Raw genomic sequence first — 23,246 nt, forward strand, 5'->3', positions numbered from 1 at the left:
TGCTCGCGGCAACCATGCCTGGGGCCGGGACGCTACGAGGTCTCGGAGACCAGTACTGCGGTGGTGTTGGCGACGAGTGCCTTGAACAGGTGGGGCACGTCGCCGGGGTAGGCGATGTAGTCGCCCGGGTGGAGCTCGACCGGCTCCTCCAGTGGGCCGATCAGCGCGCGGCCGGTGCTCAGGACAACATGTTCGATGGTGCCTGGCATGTGCGGCTGTGACTCGCGGCCCGGGCCGGGCGCGACGACGATGCGGTAGAGGTCGCGCCGGGCATGAGGCGGGCTGGCCGCGACCAGGGTCGCCGCGTAGTCAGCCTTCTCCGAGTAGATCGCCGGGCCTTCGTCCGCCCGGATCACCTGGACCTTGGGTCGCGGGGGTTCGAGCAGGTCGGCGAACTGGATCTCCAGGGCGACCGAGAGCGCCCAGAGCGTCTCCACGCTCGGGTTGCCCGTGCCGGACTCCAACTGGGACAGGGTGGACTTCGCCACGCCCGCGCGTTTGGCCACCTCGGTCAGTGACAGGCCGGCCCGGGCCCGCTCCCGGCGCAGGGAGGATGCGATGACGTCGAGTGGCGCCTTACTGTCCATCGGTGTTCGCTCCATCGGTCCATGTGTTCGGCTTGACGAACAACTGTGATGTGTTCATCATAAAACCCATGCGTTCGATATGGCGAACATTAGACCCTGGACTGCTCCGCGCGATCGGACTGGTCTGCCTGGCCGACGGCGTCGTCGGGCTCTCGTACGGCGCGATCAGCGTCGGCGGGGGACTCCCGATCTGGGTGCCGATCGCGTTGTCGCTGCTGGTGTTCGCCGGTGCGTCGCAGTTCCTGTTCGTCGGGATCGTGGCGGCCGGTGGCAGTCCGGTCGCGGCCACGATCGCCGGACTGCTGGTGAACACCCGGCATGTTCCGTTCGGCCTGGCGATCAGCGACGTGATCGGTGGCGGCTGGCGACGGCTGCCGGGAAGTCACCTGATGACGGACGAGAACGTCGCCTTCGCCCTCGGCCAGGACGACCCGCGGCAGCGGCGGGCGGCGTACTGGGCCGGGGGGATCGGGATCTTCGTCTGCTGGAACGTCGGGGTGGCGATCGGCGCGGGGGCTGGGGCGGTGATCACCGACACCGACGCGTTCGGGCTGGATGCCGCGTTCCCCGCTGTTCTGCTCGCGTTGGTGCTGCCGTCTCTGCGGGATCGGTCGACCCGGACGGCCGCGGCAGTTGGAGTTGTTGCCGCGCTCGTCGCCACGCCTTTCCTGCCCGCCGGGTTGCCGGTATTGCTCGCCCTCGTCGGTCTGGTGTTCTACCGGAGCGGCAAACCTGCGATGGAGACGGTTCGATGAACACCACAGCACTGCTCGCCGCGATCCTGGTGCTTGCCGTGGGCACCTTTTCGCTGCGGCTCGCTGGGCCCTTGCTGCGCACGCGATTCGAACTGCCCGAGCGGGCGCAGCAGGTGATGTCGGTGGCGGCGATCGTCCTGCTGGCGGCGCTGGTGGCGACCGCCGCGCTGACCGACGGGCAGAGTCACGCCGGGATCGCCCGACCGGCCGGCGTCCTGGTCGGCGGGGTCCTGGCCTGGCGGAAGGCGCCGTTCGTGCTCGTAGTGGTTGCCGCCGCCGTGACGGCCGCTGGGTTGCGCTTGCTCGGGGTGCCGTGACGGTCGCTGGGTCGCCGTTGTTCGGTCTGCCGTGAGGGTCGCTGGGTCGCCGTTGTTCGGTCTGCCGTGAGGGTCGCTTGGTCGCCGTTGTTCGGTCTGCTGTGAGGGTCGCTGGGCTGCGGTGGCTCGGGGTCCCGAGACCGCTGGGGGCTGCGACTTGTCGGCGTACCGTGACGGACGCTGCGCCTGGTGTGACGCTTCTGGGGGCTAGCGTTCTCACATGAAACGTTTCGGGATCGCCAGCTTTGTCGTGGGCGGCGTGCTGGCCGCCCTCTTCGCCGTCCTGCTCGTCATGAACCTGCCGAGCTCGCCGAAACCGGTCGACGGCGGGGTCATGCACCTCGACGACGGCGGACTGAAGATCTACGCGTCGGAGCAGGGAGTCAAGCCGACCTGCGAGGTGAAGACGGCGACGGACGGCGATGTCGCGCTGGAGGTGCCGAGCGGATCCGAGACGCTCACCATCAACGAGACGAGCTGGTACGTGATCGCGCGGTCGGTCGACAAGCTGCCGGCCGGCGACTACGTGGTGGACTGCGTCGAGACCGAGCCCGGGGTGAGGTTCGCCGTCGGGGCCCGCGGCTCGCTGGGGCTCTTCGTCGTGGCAATCGTGGGGCTCGTCTTCTCGGTGCTGATCTTCACGACCCTCGGCGCGATCCTGCTGGCCGTCGCCAGTCGCCGCAACCGCAGAGGCGGCCCAGGCAACACCTTCCCGAACCAGGGCGGGTATCCGCAGCAGCCGGGGTACCCGCAGCAACCTGGTTATCCCCAGCAGCTGGGGTTCCCGCAGCAGCAGCAACCCGGCGGGTCGCAGTACGGGCAGGGGCAGCAGGGCAACACCTTCCCGGGGTACCCGCCGCCTGAGACCTACAACCCGGGCCCCAACCCGGACCGCCCTCAGGACGGATCGCCGAACAGCTGAGTCACCGACAAAAAACTGAGGGCCACCCGCGCGGGTGGCCCTCAGTTTTTTGTTGCCGCTTAACCGGCTACCGCTGGACTGCCTTTCGGCCGGAGGAGGAACGCTCCGACGTACAGCAGGGCGGCGATGATCAGCAGGCCGTCGAAGCCGATCAGCAGCGCCGCGTACTCGAGGCAGCCGCCGAGCATCGCGCCGAGCAGGTTGGCGCCGAAGCTGGCGGTGCCGTCGGCGGTGTCGCTGAACCGCTTCGCGAAGATGACGTTGGCGGCGAAGATCGGCATGAACGCGATCACCACGGCGACCAGCGCGCGCAACCCGACCGGCATCGAGAGCAGCCAGCTGTCCGGGAAGACCCAGCTCAGCAGCAGCCCGGCGGCCAGGATGACGTACATCGCCTTCACCGGTGGCGTCTTGAACCGCCGCGTCACTTCGACGGCGGCCAGGACGGCGATCAGCACCCCGGCGAACACGATCGCGTTGACCACCCACGTCGTACCGAACAGCAGGGCGAACCCGGTGATGCTCTTGGTCTCCAGCAGCATGAAGCCGGCGCCGAGCAGGAACAGGTCGGCGTACGGGCGCATCCGCCGGTACGACGAACCGCCGCCCGCGATGCCCACGCCGATCAGGCCGGCGACCAGCACCAGGCCGAGCGTTACCAGGTACAGCGACGGGATCCGGTCGGTGAACAGGTACAGGAACGGCCGGTTGTCAGTGGCCGGCGGCGGCGTGATCTCGGTCTTCCCGGCCCAGGCGGTGCCACAGGTCTGGTCGGCCTCGGTCAGCCCGACGGTCACCACGGCCTGCTGCAGGTCGTCGCCGACCTTGTCGACACAGGGTTTGTGCCCGAACGCCTCTTCCGCCGTCAGCGCGAGCCGGTCGATCAGCCAGGTCTCGCGGTAGTAGTTGTACATCGCGAACGCGCCGCCCGGAGCCAGGTGCTCCTTCGCGCTCTCGAACGCCTGCTTGGTGAAGAGGTAGCTCTCCAGCCGCAGCGAGCTGGCGCCGTTGACCAGCGTCAGCGAGTCCGGCAGCGCGAGCATGATCAGGTCGTACTTCTTGTCCGTCCGGGACAGGAACGCGCGGCCGTCGTCGATGTGCGACGTCACCCGCGGGTCCTGGTACGGGCGGTCGGGGTGCAGGGCCTTGCCGATGTCGCGGATCCGCGGGTCGATCTCGACCGCGTCGACATGCTGCGCGCCCTTCTTCAGCGCGATCGCGACGTCGGAGCCCGAGCCGGCCCCGATGATCAGCACGTTCTTCGGCGCCTTGCCCGCATTGGCCCGCTCGTACGGCAGCCCGTACTGAGGCTCCCACTGCAGCCGCGAGTCGGCCGGAATCGCTTGCTGATGCGGTACGCCGTTCACCGTGATGGTGAGCAGCGGCACGCCATCCCATTGAGATGCCTGCGTCTGCACCTTGTAGTACGGCGACCAGCTGTTCTCGGGCCGCGTCGACTCGTGGAACAGCACGCCGACCATCACCAGCAGCGGCGCGGCCACCAGCGCAGCACTCAACGCGGTCGCGGTCAGCTTCTGCTGCGGGACCATCAGTACTGCGAACAGGATCGTGACGATCGCACCCCACCAGATCGGCGGCGCACCCACGAACGACAACCCGGTGAACGCGAGGATGCCGATCAGGCTCCCGATCAGGTCATACCGGTACGCCGTCAGCCGCGGCAACTCACCGAAACACCGGCCGACCAACTCGGCCGGACCGGCCAGGATCACCGCGGCGGCGACGAAAATGATCGGCAGGATCACCCAGGTCGGCGGGCCGGTGGTGTTCAGGCTGGTGAAGTAGATGACGCTGGTGTCGCCGCCCCGGTTGACCGTGACCGGCTTCCACGCGACCACCGCGACCAGCAGCCCGAGCACGATCGGCGAGTAGAACGGCAGTCGCTTCGCCCGGCCGGACCGCAGGATCCCGATCCCGATGCCGAGGAACGATCCGAGCAGCACGAAGTTGGAGAAGTAACTGAGGTGGACGACGTTGGACCCGGTCCAGCGAATCAGCGCCAGCTCGAGGAACAACATCAGCGCACTGGCCAGAACCAGGCGGGGTTTCACCGCAAGTGGACTATGCCACCGCGGAGTGCTGACCTGACCAGGTGTTGACGACTCGACTGCCATGGGCGGCGACCATACCGGATCCAGAGTGTTCTACCTCACCCTCGGTCCAACTTTTAACACCATCCGACGGGGCCACGCCAGCTATCGGCGGCGGTGAGTACATCGCCCCCCGCCGTACTCGTGGGTCGCGGGCTGGAGCGTCGCGCCCGCCCGAACTACTGAGTGGCGGGCCGCATGGCGTATCTGACTCAGGTTGCGCCGGCGAGCCACCCGGGTGGCCCCACCCGTGCTCGTGTCGCGGGCTGGAGCGTTGCACCTGGCCGAACTACTGAGTGGTGGGGTGCGTGACGTATCCGGCCCAGGTTGTCGATCTCCAACGCCTGCCCCCGCTCACGCGTCGCGGGCTGGAGCGTGACCCCGCCCGAACCGCTGGGGCGGCGGGACTGCGTTGTGTGGTCGGGGCGCGCTGCGTCCTCGGGCTGAGGCGTCGCCGCTACCCGGGACCGTTGGGGTGCGTCGCCTTGGCGGTGCTCGTGTCGGATGCTGGAGCGTCATGCCCGCCCGAACTACCGACCAGTGGGGCGCGTATGTGGCTCAGGTTGCGTCGGTGAGGCAACCGTGTGGCCGCTCGTGCTCTTGCCGTGGGACCCGGAAGAGCAGCGTGATGACCAGGATGATCCGGTTCGACCTGGCTCGAGCTTTGCTCCCGGTCGAGCTACTGGGGTTGGAGGGCGTTGAGTATCCGGCTCGCGTTGCTTCGTCGGGCTGAGGTGTCGGCGCCACCCGGGACCGTTGGGGTGCGTCGCCTTGGCGGTGCTCGTGTCGGATGCTGGAGGGTCATGCCCGCCCGAACTACCGACTGGTGGGGCGCGTATGTGGCTCAGGTTGCGTCGGTGAGGCAACCGTGTGGCCGCTCGTGCTCTTGTCGCGGGACCCAGGAAGAGCAGCGCGATGACCAGGATGATCCGGTGTGACTTGGCTCCCTTTGCTCCACCCGAACTACCGAGTGGTCGGGTGCGTTGTGTGTCTCTCCCGCTACTTAGCCGTTCCGGTGCCCGGTTAGTGAGCGGCGCGGGCGGCACCGAAGACATGGTTGTACTTGGCAACGGCGGCGGGGTGGGCACGGCGCCTCGCCGGCTGTGGGTGGCATGGGTCTGGGCGCCCGATCGGTTGTGATCGGGCGCTTGGTGGTTGGGGGTGTTTCGCGCCGGCGGCTGCTGTCGCGGTGCGGAGCCGCCGGCGGGTGCGGGGGTTTACGGGCCGGCGGAGGGGGTGCCGTTGTCGCCCCAGGGGTCGAGGAGCGCGGTGGCTTCTGGGGTGAGCCAGGACAGGTCTCCGGTACCGGCTTGCACCTTGGGGCGCGAGTCTGGCTGCGGCCTGGGTTGTCCGGTGAGGCTGGTGGCCGGGAGCCGGTGGGGGTGCTCGTGGTTCGGGGTGACGTTGGGGTGCTCGTGGGGTGTGGTGATGCTGGGGTGTTCGTGGTGGGGGTTGACGCTGACCTGTCGGCCGGAGGTCGGGGTGTAGTAGCGCGACAGGTCGGTCAGGTTGGCTAGGTCGGCGGCGGTGGTGGTGCCGGGGCTGGTCCAGGCCGGGCGGGTTACGTGGACGACGCCGCCGGTGATGGTGATGGCCCACTGGCCGGAGTGCACGGCGCGGTGGTGACCGGCGCACAGCAGCACCAGGTTGGCGATCGAGGTGGGGCCGCCGTCGATCCAGTGGATCAGGTGGTGGGCGTGGCACTGCCACGGCGGCGCCTTGCAGACCACGCAGCCCTTGTCCCGCCTCATCAGCGCCCGCCGGATCGGCCGCGTCACGAAACGCTGCTCGGTACCGACGTCCAAGGGCTGGGAGTCCGAGCCGAGCACGATGGGCAGGATGGCGGCGTCGCAGGCGAGGCGCCGGATCGCGGAGGCGGACAGGTTGTCGCCGTACACCAGTTCGCCGACTGCTTGGGCGGTGGCGGCGCGGAGGTCGTCGAAGTCGATGGTGATGGTGATGTGCGGAACCCCCGGCCCACCCGACGTACCAGGGTCGTTGTCGGTGCGGGGTGTGTTGGCGGCGGCGAGGTCCAGAATCAAGCTCAACGCGTCGGCCTGGCGCTTGGCGTGCGGGCGCGGGTCCAGCTCACCGTCGACGGTGCGGTGGGGCTTGGACAACCGGTTGATATGGGTGCGGAACTGTTCAGCGTTCTCGCCCGCGAGGTAGCCGGTGAACTTCACGCCGCCGTCGGCCCGGTGCAGCGTGAGCGACTCGCGGGCGGCGGCGTCGTGTTCGGCGGGTTCGGGGCCGTCGGTGTCCAACCGGGCCAGCACCTCGCGGCCGAAACCCAGCAGCCCGTCCGGAGTGAGCAGCTGGGCGGCTTCGATCATCTGTACCTCGGCCACCCGCAACAGCTCGACCGGGACCGAGGCCGGCGCCTTCTCCAAGGTGGTGACGATCGCTGCGGCCTGGCCCGGGTTCAACACCAGTGCCGGGGCGTCGGCGGTGGTGGGCGTCGCGTCGGTCGGTGCTACCGGGTCCGGCAGCGCGGACTTGACGGCGGTGTAGCTGCGAAGCGCCTCGGCGGTCGCGAGATCGCGCTTGATCTCGCGGCGGTTGCGATGGTGACGCAGCGACAAGAACTCGATCGTGTCGCGGGCGCCGTGTTCGCTCGCGAGGCCGCGCTGATCGAAGTCCGCGACCAACTGCAGGCGGTACGCGGTCAAGGTGGAGAGGGCAGCCTCGACCGCATCGAGAGTGGACAGCAAAGCGCTGTCACCGAGCCTCGACGGAGGGAGTAGCTGCGTGGTCTCCATGCAGCAAACTCTAGACAACGCCACCGACAATTTCCGTGCCCAGACCGCCTTGTTTATAAGGAGACTCGCGATTGGCAGAACTGGCCAAGTTATGCACAGGAGGCCTCCGTCTGTGGGTAACCGGCTAATGTTGCTTAGGGCAAGTATTTGACCTGTTCGCGGGCGTGGGGGCAGAGCTTCGTGCAGCCGCTTGAAGTCGGCATGAGCCTGGCCTCGAATATCGTGGCGGGCATGACTGCGGATGACTGGTTGGCCGATACCCGAACTTCTTATGACACGGTCGCTGTCAGCTACGCCGACCAACTGCGCGACGCCATCGCCGGTAAGACCTACCTTCGCGCCGCGCTCGGGGTGTTCGCCGAACGAGTGCTGGCGACTGGCGGCGGGCCGGTGGCGGATGTCGGCTGCGGCCCTGGACATGTCACCGCCCGCCTGAACGAGCTCGGTGTCGACGCCTTCGGTATCGATCTGTCGCCCGGAATGATCGACGTGGCGCGGCGTGACCATCCTGAGCTGCAGTTCGAGGTGGGCTCGATGACCGACCTGCCTTTGGATGACGCTTCGGTGGTCGGCCTGCTCGCCTGGTGGTCGCTCATCCATATCCCCGACGACGAGGTGCCGACAGTCTTCAAGCACTTCCATCGGGTACTGCGTCCCGGCGGGCCGTTGCAGATCGGGTTTCACGTCGGCGACATCTCGCGGCTGAAGACGGAGGGGTACGGCGGCCATCCGATGACGGTCTACGTCCACCGCCGCCAGCCCGACAAGGTGACCTCCTGGCTGCGCGACGCCGGCTTCGAGATCGAGTCCCAGTGGCTCTGCGACCCAGACGAAGAAGTCCCCCAAGCCCTCATCTTCGCCCGCCGCCGCCCCTGAGGCACTTGTCCGTCGAGCCTCGGGGTCTCGGCGGCGGTTCGAGCAAGTCAGATGCACCCGCCATGAGGTGAGCCCGGGGTGGGCGAGCAGGCGGATCCAGCCGCAGCTCGAGCTCGTTGCGAAGGTGGGTTCCACCCCACTGGTTCGGGCGGGGCGACGCTCCAGCCCGCGATACGACTACGGGTGGGGGGATACTTGCCAGCCAGAAAGCACTCCGGCGACCAGCCCGCGGGGGGAGTGGTCGCCGGAGGTTGTTGGTGGGTTAGCGGGTGCGGGTGGCGGGCTTTGCTAGTTGGCAGCCGGTTTTGTTGAGGTCGAGGGTGCGGGTGGCGGTTAGGCAGGTGTAGAGCCACCAGGTCTGCTGGCCGTAGGCCGCGCCCTGGTCGACCGTGATGTTGCCGTTGGCGTCTACCTCGCACGGGTTGTTGAGGGTGCAGCGGGCGCCGTCCTCGTTGCCGGTGTTGTTGACGCCGATCACCTCACCTGTCGTCGTGCTCACGATCGGCGAGCCCGACGTACCGCCGATCGTCTCGCAGCCGGGCTGGAGGTACTTGATGGAGCTCTTCATCACCCAGCCGGCTTCGCGCAGCTCGGGGATGATGCCCTGGACCGAGCAGGTGTAGATCCGCTTCCAGTAGCCGGACACGACCGCCATTCCGGCGCCGGCCACCGGGGACTGCTTGGCCAGCGTCAGCGGGGTGACGTTGAGGCGGGACTTGATCGAGGCGTAGGACTCGGTGAGCCGGTACAGCGACACGTCGGTCTTGGTCATCGTCGCGTAGAGGATCCGGTTGGCCCGGACCGTGCCGGCGTTGCTCGAGCTGGGCCGGAGCAGCGTGAACCGCCGGGTTGAGGAGCGGTTCACGATCACCTGGCCGGGGCTGGGCATACCGCCTTCGTAGCAGTGGCCGTTGGTGAGGATCAGCGCGGGATCGGTGGACAGCGACTCGGCGTACCGGACGAGCGAGCCGGAGCAGTTGCTGAGGGCCGCGATACCGGTGAAGTCGGCACCGGGTGCGGCGACGGCGGCCGGGGCGGAGGCCTGTGGTGTGGCCTCGACGGCAAGTGCCTGGCTGCCACCGAGCAGCGCGGCGCTGAGCGCGACGGTGGTCGCGGCAAAGGTACGGAACAGTCTCATGGGCGGTTTCCTGTCCTCACTGGTGTGCTTGCGGTTGGGCGGCGCAAGCAGGCCGTAGCCGGCCCAAGACTCTTCGTATCCGATGAACCCCACCTCCGGCCATCACAACGCGGTGAAAACTTCGCCGTACGGGCCAGTACAGGGGTAAACCTGCGGCAACGCGGCGAGATCCCCGCGATCCGTACCGGCTGGTCGCCGCTCTCGGTGGGTAAGGAAACTGTTACCCTTCGTCTCCGGATCCGCCCGGCTCGAACCATGACCCTGCCCGGTACGTCGTACCCGGTGAGGGATGGGAAAAGGAGGTAGGTCGGCGCGCCTGAGAGGGTGGTGTCGTCCATGCCACGGGAGAACGGAAGGTTTCATGCCGCAGGAGAAGCCAGACCTGCGCAATCTCAGCGAGCCGGTCCGCTTCAAGCGAGCGCTCACGCTGCTGCTGATGACCTTGGTGCTGCCCGGATCCGCGCAGATCGCGGCCGGCAGCAAGCGGGCCGGGCGCTGGGCCTGGCGTGTGCTGGGCGGCATCGTCGCGGTCGTCGTCTTCCTGATCGTGCTGTCGCTGATCTGGCGGGCCGGTGCGATCAACCTGATGGTGTCGCCGACGACGCTGCGGATCATCCAGATCCTGCTGATCCTGCTCGCGGTCGGGTGGGCGGCACTGTTCGTCGACGCCTACCGGCTCGGCCGGCCGCTGACGCTGGAGCGCAAGCACCGGCTGACCGCCAGCATCCTCGACGGGGCGCTGATCGTGCTGGTCGTCGGCGCGCTGATCTGGGGCAGCACGATCGTGTCCACCCAGCGTGACTTCGTCGCCTCGGTGTTCGGCAACGGCGAGAAGTCCGACGCAGACAAGGGCCGGTACAACGTCCTGCTGCTCGGCGGTGACTCCGGCGCGGATCGGGTCGGCACCCGGCCGGACAGCATCACGCTGGCCAGCATCGACGCGAACACCGGCCGGACCGTGCTGATCGGCCTGCCGCGGAACATGGCCCGCGTGCCGTTCCCGGCCGGTACGGCGATGAACAAGGAGTTCCCCGAGGGGTTCCGGTGGAAGGACTGCGCCGAGAACTGCCTGCTGAACGGCGTCTACACGTACGGCGCCGGCCACCCGGCCCTGTTCCCCGGCGACCCGGACCCCGGCGCCACGGCGACCAAGCAGGCGGTCGAGGGCATCACCGGGCTGAAAGTCAACTACCACGTACTGATCGACCTGGCCGGGTTCCGCGACCTGCTCAACGCGGTCGGCGGGATCACTCTCGACGTCGGCAAGCGGGTCCCGATCGGCGGGATCGGTTCGCCGATCAAGGGCTACATCGAGCCGGGCAAGAACCAGCATCTGGACGGGTACCACGCCCTCTGGTTCGCGCGGTCGAGGGCCGGTGCGACAGACTACGAGCGGATGACCCGGCAGAAGTGCGTGATGACGGCGATGCTGAACCAGCTGTCGCCGCAGACCGTGCTGACCAAGTTCCAGGGCATCGCGAAGGCGAGCAAGAAGGTGGTCAACACCGACATCCCGTCCGGCGACCTGGGCACCTTCACCGACCTCGCGCTGGACGCGAAGAAGCTGCCGGTGTCAAGCTTCTCCGCGGTCCCGCCACTGATCAAGACCGGCAACCCCGACTTCGAGCTGATCCGGGCCAAGGTGGCCGAGGCGATCGGAAAGTCCGAAGCGCTGGACAAGTCGTCCGATGGCGGCGACGGTAAGACCACGAACACCCCGAGTAGCAGCAAGAGCACCACGGCCACCAAGAAACCGACCACGTCGGCCAAGCCCGGCAAGACCAGCACCACCCCGTCCAAACCCGGTAACGACGTCGACGACGTCGCTTCGATCTGTAAGGCCTGACCTGAACATGTCCTTGTCTTCCTGGCCCCCAGTCTCCGTCGTGATGCCGGTGCTGAACGAGGAACGCCACCTCGAAGAGGCAGTCGGCCGCGTCCTCGACCAGGAGTACCCAGGCGAGCTGGAGGTGGTGCTCGCGATCGGTCCCAGCAAGGACAAGACGCAGCAGATCGCCGACCGGCTGGCCGAGGCCGACAAACGGATCACGATCGTGGCCAACCCGTCGGGCAAGACCCCGGCGGGCCTGAACACCGGGATCGCCCACGCCCGCCACGACATCGTCGTACGGGTCGATGGGCACGGCGTGCTGACCCAGGGCTACATCACCCGGGCGGTCGAGGTGCTGCACGAGAGCGGCGCCGACAACGTGGGTGGGGTGATGGCTGCCGAGGGCCGTACGCCGATCGAGATGGCCGTCGCGTGTGCCTATCGTTCGCGGCTCGGGCTGGGCGCGTCCACCTTCCACCAGGGCGGCAAGGCGGGTCCGGCGGACACCGTGTACCTCGGCGTCTTCCGGCGGGCGGCCCTGGAACGTGTCGGCGGCTTCGACGAGTCGATGCACCGGGCCCAGGACTGGGAACTCAACTACCGCATCCGCAAGACCGGCGGCCTGATCTGGTTCAGCCCCGACCTGTCCGTGACGTACCGCCCCCGCTCGTCCCTCAAGGACGTCGCCAGGCAGTTCTTCCACACCGGCCAGTGGCGCCGCGAAGTCATCCGCCGCCACCCGGAGACGGCCAGCAAGCGCTACCTGGCCCCGCCGGTCGCGGTGATCCTGATGGCAGTCGGCACCATCCTCGGCATCGTGGGCCTGGCCACCGGCGTCAGCATCCTGGACCTCGGCTTCCTGGCACCCCTCGGCTATGCGCTTCTGATCATGGTCGGCTCAGCCATGGAAGGCCGCTACCTGCCCTGGAAAGCCCTCTTCTGGCTACCCCTGATCTGCGCCACCATGCACATCTCCTGGGGTATCGGCTTCCTGGTAGGCCTCCAGGAGCGCCCGGCCCCACCGGCTGCCACAGCCCCCGGTGCTCCTGCTTCTGCCTAGCCGACTCGGCTGCTACCTGCTGGCAGTGGCTTCACGGGTATAGGCGGCGACTACCTCCTGGGTGTCGCCGTCCATGCGCAGTACCCCCTTGTCGAGCCAGAGCGCTCGGTTGCAGGTGTCCAGTACGACGTCCAGGCTGTGGCTGACCAGGAAGACCGTGCCGGCCTCGGACCTCAGGTCCTTGATCTTCTGCTCCGACCTGACCCGGAACTCGGCGTCACCGGTGGCCAGCGCCTCGTCGACCAGGAGGATGTCGTGGGTCTTGGCCGAGGCGATCGCGAACTTCAGCCGGGCCGCCATCCCTGACGAGTACGTCGACATCGGCAGATCGATGAAGTCGCCGATGCCGGAGAACTCGACGATCTCGTCGTACCGGTCGGTGATCTCGGCGGGGGACATGCCCATCGCCAGGCACCCCAGTACGACGTTGCGGTCGCCGGTCAGGTCGTTCATCATCGCGGCGTTGACTCCGAGCAGCGACGGCCGGCTGCCGGTGTAGATCGCGCCCGACGCTGGCGGCAGCAGGCCGGCGATCGCCCGCAACAGGGTCGACTTGCCCGAGCCGTTGCGCCCGATCACGCCGATCGCGTCGCCCTTGTACGCCGTGAAGGTGACGCTCTTGACCGCGTGCACCTCGCGGATCGTCGGCCGGTCCTGGCGTTTGAGGATGCGCCGGAACGCGGTCGCCGCCGTGCCCTTGCCGCCCTGCCCGGCGATCACCTTGTAGATGATGTTGACGTCGTCCGCGATGACGGTCGGGATCGGCTCAGCCACGGCCGTACCGGTCTTCCGCGCGCCAGAAGTAGACGAACCCGCCGGCCAGTACGACGACCGCCCAGCCGGCCGCGATCGGCCAGGCGTTCGGCAACGCGTGCTGCTCGTGCTCGTCGAGCAACGCGCGACGGACGAGGTCGATGTACGCCGAGATCGGGTTGAGCGCCAGCACATGGATGACCCACGACGGCGCGTCGATGTCGCGGAGCTTGTCCGGGATGGAGAAGAAGATGCCGGAGGCATACAACCAGGTCCGGGTGACGAACGGCAGCAGCTGGCTGATGTCGGACACGAACGTGCCGATCCGGGCGAAGATCAACGTCATCCCGAGGTTGAACATCGTCTGCAACACCAGCGCCGGTACGACGAGCAGCCAGCGCCAGCTGATCCCGTCGGTTGCCCCGACCAGGACGAACAGGATGCCCATCGAGACGGCCATCTGGTTCAGCTCGTTCACGACGTACGCCAGTGGCAGCGTCGCCCGCGGGAAGTGCAGCGTGCGGATCAGCGACATGTTGAGCGCCAGCGCCCGGGAGCCCTCGGTCATCGAGCGTTGCGTGTAGGTGAAGACGAACATGCCGCAGATCAGGAAGGCGGCGTAGTTGTCGATGCCGTGCTTGGTGCCCAGCAGGACGCCGAATGCCAGGTAGTACACGGCGGCGTTCATCAGCGGCGTGAGCACCTGCCAGACCGACCCCAGCCGCGCACCGGCGTACATGGCGTAGGTGCGGGCCCGGGCGTAGCTGACGACGAACTGCCGGCGTCCCCACAACTCACGCAGGTAGGCGCCGAGTGGTGGCCTCGCCGAGCTTCTGGTCAGGCCATGTCGCTCCGCCAGCGCCGCCAGGTCGACGGTCTCGGCCGGCCCGGCCGCGTTAGACATGCGGGCCAATCTATCGGCCCGGTGGCGCAGTCCTCACATCGACGCCACGGTCCCGGTCGCGGTGGCACCCCACCGGCCGTAACGTAGCCGGGTGAAGCAGAGCCGCCCTTCTGATCTGTCCGAGGAAGAGCTCGGATTCCGCATTCGAGGACCAGTCCGTTGGTTGCTGCCGTCGGTGCTCGGCAGCATCGGCGTCAAGGCCGTCCTGTCCGGGATCTTCGGCGCGTACGCCGACAAGCGCGAGCTGCAGAGTTCGTTGCCCGCCGACGGGTACCGGCACGGCACCGACGAGCTGTGGTTCGATTTCGTCGCCGACCTGGGCGACGGTTTCGACGCGACGTACTCGGTCGCCTCGGTACTGGCCGCGCCGGTTGTGGAGCCGGTCGACGGGTTGCCGCTGCCCCGAGCTTCGCTGCTCGTGATGGGTGGCGACCAGGTGTACCCGGCCGCGTCGTCGACGGCGTACGAGGATCGCACCAAGGGCCCGTACCGCGCCGCCCTGCCGGAACCGGCGAACCAGCCGACGCTCTTCGCGCTGCCGGGCAACCACGACTGGTACGACGGCCTGACAGCATTCCTGCGCGTCTTCGCCCAGCAGCGCGACGTGGGTGGCTGGAAAACCGAGCAAGGCCGCAGCTACTTCGCGATCGAACTCCCGCACCGCTGGTGGCTCGTTGCCATCGACACCCAGTTCGGCGGCTACATCGACGCACCACAACTCGACTACTTCCGCGAAGCACTGGCCGGCATGCAAGAGGGCGACGCGGTCATCCTCTGTACGCCGACACCCGCGTGGGTGCACGCCGGCGCCGGCGGCGACACGCACGAGTACGACACCATCCGCTTCTTCGACCGCGAGATCATCCGGCCTTCGGGCGCCGTGACCCGGGTGATGTTGTCGGGCGACGCGCACCACTACGCGCGGTACGCCGAACGCGATGGCAGCGGGCAACGGATCACGAGCGGTGGTGGGGGAGCTTTCCTTTCGGCGACGCACCTTTTGCCGCCGTCGTTGACGCTGCCGCCGAAGGTCTCGCGAGTTGCCGACGTCAACGAGGTCACGACGTACGACAAAGTGCAGACCTATCCCGAGGCGAGGGAATCGAAGCGCCTGGCCAAGGGGATCTATCGGCTGCCGGTGAGCAATCCGGGCTTCTGGGGACTGACGGCAGGTCTGCAGACCGTCCTCGCCTTGCTCGTCCAGTTCGGCCTTGCCGCTGAACCGAACGGCATCTTCGGATTGCTGTCCGCGTGGACCCCGGCGGCCTTCGGTGTGGCCTTCACAGTCATTGCCGGGGTGCTTTTCAGCCGGTTCGGCCTGGTCCGCAGCGGCTGGGCCGCCGCGGTCGCCGGATTCCTGCATTCCCTGGCCCACCTGGCCTTGATGGTTGCCTGGGCCGCTGTCCTCTTCCGCCTCAGCCAGGGTGCCGCGGACTGGATAACGGTCCTGGTCACCCTCGTGGGAACCCCTTTGGTGGTGGGCTTCGTGGACGCCGAACTAGTGGCCGCCTATCTGCTGATCGCCGGCAAGTTCCGCTTCAACGTGAACGAACTCTTCGCCGGCCAAAGCATCGAGGACTACAAAGGCTTCCTCCGCCTCCACATCAGCCCCCAGGGCGAACTGACCATCTACCCCATCAAAATCCCCAAGGTCTGCCACACCTGGAAGGCCGAACCCAACGCCTCACCAGAAACCCCGTGGATCGTCCCGGACGGCAAGTCGTTGAAGGTCGCCCTGATCGAGCCACCGATCAAAGTCCCTCGCCGAGTAATCGCCAACGACACAGCAGCCGTCCTGTAAGAGCTCCCCACGCCGGCTCCGACGGCCGCTCCTACGTCGCGCCCACGTTCGCTAGCTCCCCACCCCCCACCACGCTCCGACGTCGCCACCTTTCCGCTGCGCGGGCTTTCCTCCGCCGTACGCGCGGCTCCTGCGTCGCCGTGACGGCGGCGGGTGCGCTTGCATCGGACGTATGACTCGTGTCGCGCTCACTGGCCCGGCTTCTCCCGGGACCGCCAGCACTCACAAACCCGCTGCGCGCAGCCCAAGGCGTACCCCTCCTACGCCTTGGCAGGACTGCTCGGGCGAGGTTTGTGAGTGCTGGCGGTCCGGGGCGGCCGGTCAGGCGTCGACTCTGAAGGGGTCGTGTTCTGCGAGGAGTTTGTCGAGGCGGGCTTGGTCTACTCGGGTAGTGACGACGGAGAGTTCTTGGCGGTCTCGAACGACCTTGCAAAGGGTCACGGTCGAGGTGACGAGGTAGAGGAGGCCGAGGGCGAGGAACGCGCGGATCCAGGTGGCTGCGGGGAGGTAGACGATGGCGATCGTCATGGCGGCCAGCGAGATGCCGAAGGACAGGACCGCTTGAACGTAGAAGGCAGAGGTCTGCGAGGGCTGGATCGGTTTGCTCATGCGTTGATCCTGCGGGAGGGAAGTGTCCGGCGCATGAGGTGAATTACTCAACCGGGGAAGGGCCAGCGGGACGGCGGCGCAGCACCGGTGAGGGATGCGGGGTCGCGGGTCGCCGAGCGCGAGAGCGGCGCTTGCCTGGCCAATCAGGTGACCGTGGGAGGCAGCGTGGGGAGTTGCTTGGTGTGGGGAGCACCCCGCGCGGCCCGGTGGGCCGGGCGGGGTTTGGGGCGGTTAGGGGATCCAGTGGTTGTGGGTGGTGGTGATCATTACCTGGAGTTGGATGCTGGCGGCGTAGTAGCTGCTGGTGTCGATGGGGGTGGCGAGCATCTTGTTCCAGAGGGCGTCCAGCCAGGCTTGGCTGTTGGGGTCGGTCATGGCTACTACGGCGAACGGGGCGAAGTACGCCGGATCGCTGCCGGCGGAGATCTGGGTTCCGTTCAGTTTGTAGCCGATGGCAATGTTGTTGGGGTTGCCGCCTGTCTTGGACTTGATCCAGGTGTTGAGTTTGCGGGCCGCGGTGAGTGACTTGGAGTCGCCGCTGGTGACGGCGTCGGCGCCGATCCGCCAGGGGTCGCGGCAGGCGTTCCACCAGTACGAGCCGTCGTTGGGGTCTTCGAGGACCTGGCCGGCGGCCGGCTTCGGGGTGGTGTTGGTGTTGATCACGAAGTCCGGCAGCAGGCCGGTGCTGGGTGCGTAGTTCGCCTGCAGGGAGGCCTGCACGTTCTGGTGGGCGGTTCGGATGGTGTCCCAGGCGGAGTTGCCGGTGGCTGCCTTGAAGGCGCGGAAGTGGTCGATCATCCAGTCCGACGTCCGAGAGATGTAGTAGTACTGGTCGCCGGAGCTGCTCCAGTCGCCAAGCTTGAGCAGGTTGGTGCTCGGGTTGATCTCGCTCGCCCTGATTGCGTTGATGTGCCGGATGGCGAGCTGCTTGTAGTTGTACGTCCCCGCGCTGCCCCACTGCCGGTCCGCCAGCAGCAGGCCGTACGCGACGTCCATGTCGCCGTCGGTCGCGCTGTCGGAGCCGTTGACGCTGACGCAGGACGAGTTCTGCTCGGCGGCCAGCAGGTCAGGGTTGTGCACGGAGGGGTGGGCGAGCATGTACTTGACCAGGCCGTCGAAGATCGTCTTGGCGGCGGGGTCGGCTCCTGCCATGGTCGCGGTGACGACCATGCCGTAGCCCTGGGCCTCGGCGACGTACGGGTGATCGGCGTCGGGCGAGATGATCTGGTACCAGCCGTTGCCGCAGTTCTGCTTGACGAAAGCGGCCTTCCAGCGCTGGTAGTAGTCGATCACCTTCTGGTCGAGCGTCGCCTGGGTGCCGGACGGCTTGAGCATGCCGGCGGCGTACGGGAACTGGTGGCTGCCGAACGGCACGGCCGGTCCGCTGCCGCCGGCCTGAGTGGTCGCCGTTACGGTGTTGCTCGCGGCGGACACGTTGCCGGCGGCATCGCGCGCTTTGACCGTGTACGTGTAGCTGGTCGACGCCGCGCGACCGGTGTCCGTGTACGTCGTACCGGTGCCGGTCGTCGCGATCTCCGTGCCGTTGCGGGAGATGACGTAGCCGGTGACGCCGATGTTGTCCGAGGACGCGTTCCACGCCAGCGAGACGCTGCTCGAGGTCGTCCCGGTGGCGGCGAGACCGGTCGGCGTACTCGGTGGGGTGGTGTCACCCGTGCCGCCGCCGGTGGTGCCGTAGACCTCGAGGTCCCAGAGGGAGTAGCCGTACGTCGTACCGCGGGCGGTTCCGTAGACGCGCACGTACCGGCCGCTACCCGCCACGGTCAGGTCGTCGATCGCGCCGTTGCCGGTCGTGGTCGAGTAGACGTCGGTCCAGGCCGTGCCGTCGGCTGACGTCTGGACCTTGTACGACTTGCCGTACGCAACCTCCCAGTTGAGCTTCACCCGGCTGATGGTCGCGGTGGCGCCGAGGTCGACCCGGATCCACTCGGGATCGTGGCCTTCGACGCTGGCCCACCGGGTGGAGGAGTTGCCGTCGACGGCGCTGGCCGCCTCGAAGCCGCTGCCCTCGATGGACGAAGCTGTGGCGGGTTTTCCCTGGGAGAGCAGGGTGTCGGCGGCGGTGGCAGCCGTCGAGCCGGATGGGGCGAGGGCTGGTTGGACGAACAGGACGGAGGCGACGACCGCGGCAGCGGTCAGCCCTCGAAGTAGATACGACATCAGCGGTGTCCTCCGGGCGGTGAAGGGAAAGGCGCTGCAGCTGCCTAGACCATTAGGAAACCTTCCTAACGGTTAGCTGAAGGTAAATCCCAGCACCCCGGAGTGCAACCCCTCACCCCGGATGCCTCCACCCCGAGCCCACAACTCAGAGAACTTCCCGGCAACATACCGCCGCCGCCCCGAAGCTTTCCGGCTGCTGTTCAAGCGAGCGAGGCGCGGCGGCGGCAATGAATTCCATCGGGTTCGAAAGCGTGGTCTTGGTGGGCTGGTGGTGGGACTATGCGGGGATGGAGGCGTACGTCGAGCGGCTGCCCTTGGTGGGGTTGGCGGGGGTCGTGCGGACGGTGTGGATCCAGCGGACCGGGGATGCGGCGTACGTGCAGCGGCATTTGCCGACGGGTGGGGTTGAGATTCATTTCCCGATCGGGGGCTGTCCGCAGTTGGTCGGGCCGTTGACCGGGCCGCAGGTCGAGGTGATTCCGCCGCGGACGACGATCGTGGGCGTGCGGTTCCATCCGGGGACCGCGCCGCCGCTGCCGGCGATGCTCGACGAGTTGGTCGACCAGCGGGTTGAGATGACGGAGTTGTGGCGTAGTACGGCGGATCGTCTGGTGGAGTCGATGGCGCGGGCCGAGTCGCCTGAGCAGGCGTTGATGGGGCTGCAAACGCATCTCCTGCACGAGTTTCGGCGTACGGGCGGTGGGGATCGGTTGGTCGGCGCGGCCGTGAAGGCGCTGATGCCGTGGCAGTCGACCCACATCGACGGGTTGGCGGATCACCTCGCGCTTTCCGCGAGCCAGTTGCGGCGGCGGTGCCAGCAGGCGGTTGGGGTGAGTCCGAAGGTGCTGCAGCGGACGCTGCGGTTCCAGGGATTCCTCGCGCTGGCTCAGGCCGGCGCGTCGGCCACCGCGCTGCTCGGCGCGGACGGGATGGCGGGACTGGCTGTCGACGTCGGGTACGCCGACCAGGCGCACCTGAGCCGGGAGTGCCTCCGCCTGACCGGCCTGACCCCGCGGCAGCTCCTGGGCGGCAGCGTCGACCGCTGCGCCTGCGGCCACGACCACTACGCCTCCTACCACCCCTTCCTCGCCGGCCGCCCCGCAGTCAGCCGCTCCGCTGCCAGCCGCTTCGCTGCCAGTCGCACCGCCGCCGATCCCCGCGCCGCCGGTGCCAGCGCCGATGCCGGCGGGGATGATCGTCAGGGAGAACTGATACCGGTCTAGACCGTGCGTGATTTGTTCAAGACCGGAGTGCCCGGCCGCTCGTAGTTTCGGGTCATGACCGACTTGGCGAGGTTCGCCGGCTCACTCGACGGCGAGGTGTTCAGCCCGGATTCGCCGGGGTACGAGGCGATGCGCCGGCCCGCCAATCCGGCGTACGGCGACGTGCGTCCGCGGCTCGTCGTGCGGTGCCGGTCGGTCCCGGATGTCGTCGCCGCACTGGAATACGCGAGAGCCACCGGTGACCGCATCGTCCCGCGCGGTGGTGGCCACTGCTTCGCGGGCCGATCGTCGACCGAGGGGATCGTGCTCGACCTCTCCGGCCTGGCCGACATCTCCGTCGCGGCCGACGGCGTCGCGACGATCGGAGCCGGTGCGCGCCTGGGGCAGGTGTACGCGGAACTCCACGCCTGCGACCGCACGCTGCCCGCCGGATGCGGCGCCACCGTCGGCATCGCGGGCCTCACCCTCGGCGGCGGGATCGGCCTGCTCGGGCGGAAGTACGGGCTGACCTGCGATCGGCTCGTCGGCGCCCAGATCGTGCTCGCGGACGGCACCGTCGTGGATTGCGACGACGACCACGAGCCAGACCTTTTCTGGGCGCTGCGAGGTTCGGGCGGCGGCCAGTTCGGCGTTGTCACCGTACTGCGGTACGCCACCGTCCCCGAGCCGACGACGACTCGGATCGAGGCGCGCTGGTCCGGGCCGGTCGTCAAAGACCTGGTCGCGGCCTGGCAGTACTGGGCACCGGACGCCCCGGACGAACTCACCGCCAACCTCAGCCTGGTCTCCGAGCCCGGCAGGCCGCTCCAGGCGACCCTCTTCGGCGCCTCGCTTCTCGCGGAAGACCCGACCGCGGCCTTACTCCGGGAACTCACCGATCAGCTCAAAGCAACGCCGGCGATCGAGTTGCGAGCCGGTCTGCCGTATCACCAACTGAAGGACACCTTCGCCGATCCACGAGGCCTTCCGGACAGCCCGCTTCGGATCAGATCGGAGTTCTTCGTCCAGGCACTGACCGACGCCACCCTCACATCACTGCTGACCCAATTCGGCGAGCCAAGGGACGTGGGCCGGCGGGAACTGTCGTTCACCGCGATGGGCGGTGCCTACAACCGGATCGCCGCGGACGCCACCGCCTTCGCCCATCGCGGGCAACGCTTCCTGCTCGAACACGTCGCCGAGGCGCCCAGCCCCTGGGTCGACGAATCCTGGGCGATCACCCATCCCGACGGGTCAGGTCACGTCTCTCCGAACTTCCCCGACCTCGCGCTCGACGATCCGGCCGCGGCGTACCACGGGAGCAACCATCATCGGCTGACCGCGGTCAAAAAGACCTACGACCCACATCGATTTTTCGACTTCCAGCAAGCGATCTGAGCAAGCAACAAAGGGAGTGTCATGAGCAAGGTGATCAGTGCCCACTCGGTTTCGGTCGACGGGTACATCAGCGGTCGCACACCCGACGGTGGCGACGAGTTCGGCCGCGGTCTCGGCGACGCGGGCATGCTGTTCGACTGGTACTTCAACGGCGATACCCCGAGCCAGGTGTTCGAGGGGTTCAAGCTGAGCGAGCCGAGCGCTCGCGTCTTCGACACCGCCGCGCGCCGCGTGGGCGCAACGGTCGTTGGGCGGACGACGTACGAGCACTCGAGTCACTTCGGTGGCGGCAGCCCGCATCCGACCGCCCCGCTGTTCCTGCTGACCCACCGGCCCGCGCCGGAGGTCAGTGAGCAGCAGACGCTGATCACCACCGGCATCGAGGAGGCGATCGAGGCGGCCCGCAAGGTTGCCGGGGGCAAAGATATCGCCGTGATGGGCGGTGGCGCGCTGACCTCCGCGCTCGCGGCGGACCTTGTCGACGAGGTGATCCTGCACCAGATCCCCATCCTGCTGGGCGGCGGTCACAGCTTCTTCCAGTCGGTCCCGAAGCACGTGCACCTCCGGCTGCTGGAGGCCGTCGCTGCACCGGGCGTGACCCACCTGCACTACGAGGTGGTCCGATGATCCTCGTCACCGGCGGGCTGGGCATGATCGGTTCCCACACCGCCCGCGCGCTCGTCGACCTCGGACACGAAGTGGTCGTCACCTCCTACCGCCAGACCGACGTACCGTCGTTCCTGGCCGGCCAGGTCACCGTGGAATCGCTCGACCTCACCGACCGGGACGCGTTCTTTGCCCTAGGCAACCGTTATGAAATCAGCGAAATCGTGCACCTGGCCGGAACCATCCCCGGCGATGACCCGATCGGCTACTTCCGCACCGACACGACCGTCCTGCTCAACGCGCTGGACGCCGCCCGCGCCTGGAAGGTCCGCCGATTCGCCGTCGCCAGCAGCATCGGCCTGTACATCGGCCGGCCCGAAATCCCTTGGCACGAAGGGCTCGACCTCCCCGCCGTCGACCTCCCGCACCTGATCGTCGCCTTCAAGAAAGCGGTTGAGCCGATCACCACGCACAGCCTCGCAGGCAGTGGCGTCCAGCCGATCCTCTTGCGGATCGGGAGCACCTGGGGACCGCTGATGGACCCCGAATCACAGTTCAGCCCCTACCCGCCGTACATCAGCGCGTTGCAGCGCGGCGAAAAGCCGAAGCCCCTGTACGCCGACGACGGCGGCGACAGTTGCTACGCACCCGACGCGGGACGAGCGATCGCCTTGCTGACAACCGCGAAAACCCTGCGCCACACCATCTACAACGTGTCCAGCGGCCGACGCTCCACCCACCGCGAATTCGTGGAAGCCGTCCAGGCGATCAACCCCGGCGTAGAACTCGACCTCCTACCGGGACGCCGGCACGGCCCCGGCGAGGACCCGTACCTCGACATCACCCGGCTCACCCAGGAGACCGGCTTCACCCCGATGTTCGACGTCGCCGCGGCAGTCTCGGACTACGTCGCCTGGCGCGCCGGCAACCACCGCTGAGGAGAACTCATGCTCGACGACAAAGTACGCCGCGTCCTCGAGGGCGCCTCGATCGCCCACCTCGCCACCATCCTGCCGGACGGATCGCCGCACAACACTCCCGTGTACGTCGGCCCGTACGGCGACCGCATCGTCATCTTCACCGGTCCGACCATGCGCAAAGCCCGCAACCTGCGCCGCGACCCCCGCCTGGCCCTGTCGATCGCGCCGGTCGACAACCCCTTCGACCCGGTCGTCATCCGCGGCCGCGCGGTCGAATGGATCGAGGACGACTCCGCCTGGGAGCTCATCGACCAACTCGCCCTCAAGTACAGCGGCGAGCCCTACCCCCGCGGCGAAGTCCGCCACGTCGTGGTGATCGAACCCGACCACCAGTCCACCGGCATCGGCTGACTGCCCGATCGGGCACAGAAGGGGCGGTCCCGACGCCTGGGCGGGCGTGCGACGCGTGGCGGCGACGGGGGAAGCGGTCTAGCCTGAGTGACGTGGGCGTCACGCGGC

General features: G+C 67.9%; 20 protein-coding genes. 12 read left to right on the forward strand and 8 right to left on the reverse strand.

What is annotated here, in order from left to right; all coding sequences use genetic code 11:
• Positions 1 to 32: 32 nt before the first annotated feature.
• Complete coding sequence (locus tag ACQPYM_RS08040; protein WP_433017222.1) at positions 33 to 587, reverse strand: helix-turn-helix domain-containing protein; 555 nt, start codon at positions 585 to 587, stop codon at positions 33 to 35.
• 68 nt (positions 588 to 655) lie between these two features.
• Between ACQPYM_RS08040 and ACQPYM_RS08045 the strand changes: the two genes are divergently transcribed.
• The 3 genes from ACQPYM_RS08045 (at position 656) to ACQPYM_RS08055 (ending at position 2,581) form a co-directional block, all read left to right on the forward strand.
• On the forward strand, positions 656 to 1,342 hold the full coding sequence (locus ACQPYM_RS08045) for an AzlC family ABC transporter permease (protein ID WP_433017225.1): 687 nt from the start codon (positions 656 to 658) through the stop codon (positions 1,340 to 1,342).
• Positions 1,339 to 1,659 carry an AzlD domain-containing protein gene (locus tag ACQPYM_RS08050; protein ID WP_433017228.1) on the forward strand — a complete coding sequence of 107 codons (321 nt, stop codon included), beginning with the start codon at positions 1,339 to 1,341 and terminating at the stop codon, positions 1,657 to 1,659. The genes ACQPYM_RS08045 and ACQPYM_RS08050 overlap by 4 nt, the downstream gene beginning before the upstream one ends.
• Before the next feature lie 220 nt (positions 1,660 to 1,879).
• A complete protein-coding gene (locus ACQPYM_RS08055; RefSeq protein ID WP_433017231.1) occupies positions 1,880 to 2,581 on the forward strand; it encodes a hypothetical protein in 702 nt (233 codons plus the stop codon).
• A gap of 59 nt (positions 2,582 to 2,640) precedes the next feature.
• On the opposite strand, the gene ACQPYM_RS08060 is transcribed toward ACQPYM_RS08055, so the two are convergent.
• Entirely contained in the window at positions 2,641 to 4,653 is a 2,013-nt protein-coding gene (locus tag ACQPYM_RS08060) for a spermidine synthase (protein ID WP_433017234.1), read from the reverse strand.
• A 1,256-nt stretch (positions 4,654 to 5,909) separates the two neighbouring features.
• Positions 5,910 to 7,451 (reverse strand): DUF222 domain-containing protein, encoded by a 1,542-nt coding sequence (locus tag ACQPYM_RS08065; RefSeq protein WP_433017237.1) that lies wholly within the window; start codon positions 7,449 to 7,451, stop codon positions 5,910 to 5,912.
• A gap of 231 nt (positions 7,452 to 7,682) precedes the next feature.
• Here ACQPYM_RS08065 and ACQPYM_RS08070 point away from each other — a divergent pair, with 231 nt between their 5' ends.
• A complete protein-coding gene (locus ACQPYM_RS08070) occupies positions 7,683 to 8,327 on the forward strand; it encodes a methyltransferase domain-containing protein (RefSeq protein WP_433017240.1) in 645 nt (214 codons plus the stop codon).
• 262 nt (positions 8,328 to 8,589) lie between these two features.
• Here the strand turns inward: ACQPYM_RS08070 and ACQPYM_RS08075 are convergent, their stop codons facing one another.
• Positions 8,590 to 9,465 carry a S1 family peptidase gene (locus tag ACQPYM_RS08075; protein WP_433017243.1) on the reverse strand — a complete coding sequence of 292 codons (876 nt, stop codon included), beginning with the start codon at positions 9,463 to 9,465 and terminating at the stop codon, positions 8,590 to 8,592.
• Between the two features lie 361 nt (positions 9,466 to 9,826).
• On the opposite strand from ACQPYM_RS08075, the gene ACQPYM_RS08080 reads away from it, so the two are divergent.
• Together ACQPYM_RS08080 and ACQPYM_RS08085 are read left to right on the forward strand one after the other, a co-directional pair.
• Entirely contained in the window at positions 9,827 to 11,311 is a 1,485-nt protein-coding gene (locus tag ACQPYM_RS08080; RefSeq protein WP_433017246.1) for an LCP family protein, read from the forward strand.
• A gap of 7 nt (positions 11,312 to 11,318) precedes the next feature.
• Positions 11,319 to 12,356 (forward strand): glycosyltransferase family 2 protein, encoded by a 1,038-nt coding sequence (locus tag ACQPYM_RS08085; protein ID WP_433017249.1) that lies wholly within the window; start codon positions 11,319 to 11,321, stop codon positions 12,354 to 12,356.
• 12 nt (positions 12,357 to 12,368) lie between these two features.
• Here the strand turns inward: ACQPYM_RS08085 and ACQPYM_RS08090 are convergent, their stop codons facing one another.
• Together ACQPYM_RS08090 and ACQPYM_RS08095 are read right to left on the reverse strand one after the other, a co-directional pair.
• Positions 12,369 to 13,130, reverse strand: a complete 762-nt coding sequence (locus ACQPYM_RS08090) for an ABC transporter ATP-binding protein (protein WP_433017252.1) — start codon at positions 13,128 to 13,130, stop codon at positions 12,369 to 12,371.
• Entirely contained in the window at positions 13,123 to 14,013 is an 891-nt protein-coding gene (locus ACQPYM_RS08095) for an ABC transporter permease (RefSeq protein ID WP_433017255.1), read from the reverse strand. Before ACQPYM_RS08095 ends, ACQPYM_RS08090 begins: the two co-directional genes overlap by 8 nt.
• 91 nt (positions 14,014 to 14,104) lie before the next feature.
• Here ACQPYM_RS08095 and ACQPYM_RS08100 point away from each other — a divergent pair, with 91 nt between their 5' ends.
• Positions 14,105 to 15,814, forward strand: a complete 1,710-nt coding sequence (locus ACQPYM_RS08100) for a metallophosphoesterase (RefSeq protein ID WP_433017258.1) — start codon at positions 14,105 to 14,107, stop codon at positions 15,812 to 15,814.
• Positions 15,815 to 16,135: 321 nt separating this feature from the next.
• Here the strand turns inward: ACQPYM_RS08100 and ACQPYM_RS08105 are convergent, their stop codons facing one another.
• Both ACQPYM_RS08105 and ACQPYM_RS08110 read right to left on the reverse strand, forming a co-directional pair.
• The gene (locus ACQPYM_RS08105) at positions 16,136 to 16,423 is read right to left on the reverse strand and encodes a YiaA/YiaB family inner membrane protein (RefSeq protein WP_433017261.1); all 288 of its coding nucleotides are present in this window, start codon (positions 16,421 to 16,423) and stop codon (positions 16,136 to 16,138) included.
• A gap of 231 nt (positions 16,424 to 16,654) precedes the next feature.
• The gene (locus tag ACQPYM_RS08110; protein ID WP_433017264.1) at positions 16,655 to 18,601 is read right to left on the reverse strand and encodes a glycosyl hydrolase family 8; all 1,947 of its coding nucleotides are present in this window, start codon (positions 18,599 to 18,601) and stop codon (positions 16,655 to 16,657) included.
• A gap of 227 nt (positions 18,602 to 18,828) precedes the next feature.
• Here ACQPYM_RS08110 and ACQPYM_RS08115 point away from each other — a divergent pair, with 227 nt between their 5' ends.
• From ACQPYM_RS08115 to ACQPYM_RS08135, 5 genes are read left to right on the forward strand one after another with little or no spacing between them, the layout of a single operon-like run.
• Entirely contained in the window at positions 18,829 to 19,824 is a 996-nt protein-coding gene (locus tag ACQPYM_RS08115; protein WP_433017267.1) for a helix-turn-helix domain-containing protein, read from the forward strand.
• Positions 19,825 to 19,878: 54 nt separating this feature from the next.
• Positions 19,879 to 21,201, forward strand: a complete 1,323-nt coding sequence (locus tag ACQPYM_RS08120; RefSeq protein ID WP_433017270.1) for an FAD-binding oxidoreductase — start codon at positions 19,879 to 19,881, stop codon at positions 21,199 to 21,201.
• 21 nt (positions 21,202 to 21,222) lie between these two features.
• Positions 21,223 to 21,828, forward strand: a complete 606-nt coding sequence (locus tag ACQPYM_RS08125; RefSeq protein WP_433017273.1) for a dihydrofolate reductase family protein — start codon at positions 21,223 to 21,225, stop codon at positions 21,826 to 21,828.
• Positions 21,825 to 22,745 carry an NAD-dependent epimerase/dehydratase family protein gene (locus ACQPYM_RS08130; protein ID WP_433017276.1) on the forward strand — a complete coding sequence of 307 codons (921 nt, stop codon included), beginning with the start codon at positions 21,825 to 21,827 and terminating at the stop codon, positions 22,743 to 22,745. Before ACQPYM_RS08125 ends, ACQPYM_RS08130 begins: the two co-directional genes overlap by 4 nt.
• Before the next feature lie 9 nt (positions 22,746 to 22,754).
• On the forward strand, positions 22,755 to 23,138 hold the full coding sequence (locus ACQPYM_RS08135; RefSeq protein WP_433017279.1) for a PPOX class F420-dependent oxidoreductase: 384 nt from the start codon (positions 22,755 to 22,757) through the stop codon (positions 23,136 to 23,138).
• Positions 23,139 to 23,246: the final 108 nt, after the last annotated feature.

This window comes from Kribbella sp. CA-294648 (assembly GCF_050943845.1).
In the GTDB taxonomy this organism is placed as follows: domain Bacteria; phylum Actinomycetota; class Actinomycetes; order Propionibacteriales; family Kribbellaceae; genus Kribbella.

Excerpts from the sequence above, each read along its gene's own strand:
- ACQPYM_RS08095 (WP_433017255.1), bottom strand. The coding sequence starts at position 14,013 with ATGTCTAACGCGGCCGGGCCGGCCGAGACCGTCGACCTGGCGGCGCTG.
- ACQPYM_RS08070 (WP_433017240.1), top strand. The coding sequence starts at position 7,683 with ATGACTGCGGATGACTGGTTGGCCGATACCCGAACTTCTTATGACACG.
- ACQPYM_RS08105 (WP_433017261.1), bottom strand. The coding sequence starts at position 16,423 with ATGAGCAAACCGATCCAGCCCTCGCAGACCTCTGCCTTCTACGTTCAA.
- ACQPYM_RS08065 (WP_433017237.1), bottom strand. The coding sequence starts at position 7,451 with ATGGAGACCACGCAGCTACTCCCTCCGTCGAGGCTCGGTGACAGCGCT.
- ACQPYM_RS08045 (WP_433017225.1), top strand. The coding sequence starts at position 656 with ATGCGTTCGATATGGCGAACATTAGACCCTGGACTGCTCCGCGCGATC.
- ACQPYM_RS08055 (WP_433017231.1), top strand. The coding sequence starts at position 1,880 with ATGAAACGTTTCGGGATCGCCAGCTTTGTCGTGGGCGGCGTGCTGGCC.
- ACQPYM_RS08080 (WP_433017246.1), top strand. The coding sequence starts at position 9,827 with ATGCCGCAGGAGAAGCCAGACCTGCGCAATCTCAGCGAGCCGGTCCGC.
- ACQPYM_RS08125 (WP_433017273.1), top strand. The coding sequence starts at position 21,223 with ATGAGCAAGGTGATCAGTGCCCACTCGGTTTCGGTCGACGGGTACATC.
- ACQPYM_RS08110 (WP_433017264.1), bottom strand. The coding sequence starts at position 18,601 with ATGTCGTATCTACTTCGAGGGCTGACCGCTGCCGCGGTCGTCGCCTCC.
- ACQPYM_RS08040 (WP_433017222.1), bottom strand. The coding sequence starts at position 587 with ATGGACAGTAAGGCGCCACTCGACGTCATCGCATCCTCCCTGCGCCGG.
- ACQPYM_RS08115 (WP_433017267.1), top strand. The coding sequence starts at position 18,829 with ATGAATTCCATCGGGTTCGAAAGCGTGGTCTTGGTGGGCTGGTGGTGG.
- ACQPYM_RS08120 (WP_433017270.1), top strand. The coding sequence starts at position 19,879 with ATGACCGACTTGGCGAGGTTCGCCGGCTCACTCGACGGCGAGGTGTTC.
- ACQPYM_RS08075 (WP_433017243.1), bottom strand. The coding sequence starts at position 9,465 with ATGAGACTGTTCCGTACCTTTGCCGCGACCACCGTCGCGCTCAGCGCC.
- ACQPYM_RS08050 (WP_433017228.1), top strand. The coding sequence starts at position 1,339 with ATGAACACCACAGCACTGCTCGCCGCGATCCTGGTGCTTGCCGTGGGC.
- ACQPYM_RS08130 (WP_433017276.1), top strand. The coding sequence starts at position 21,825 with ATGATCCTCGTCACCGGCGGGCTGGGCATGATCGGTTCCCACACCGCC.
- ACQPYM_RS08085 (WP_433017249.1), top strand. The coding sequence starts at position 11,319 with ATGTCCTTGTCTTCCTGGCCCCCAGTCTCCGTCGTGATGCCGGTGCTG.
- ACQPYM_RS08135 (WP_433017279.1), top strand. The coding sequence starts at position 22,755 with ATGCTCGACGACAAAGTACGCCGCGTCCTCGAGGGCGCCTCGATCGCC.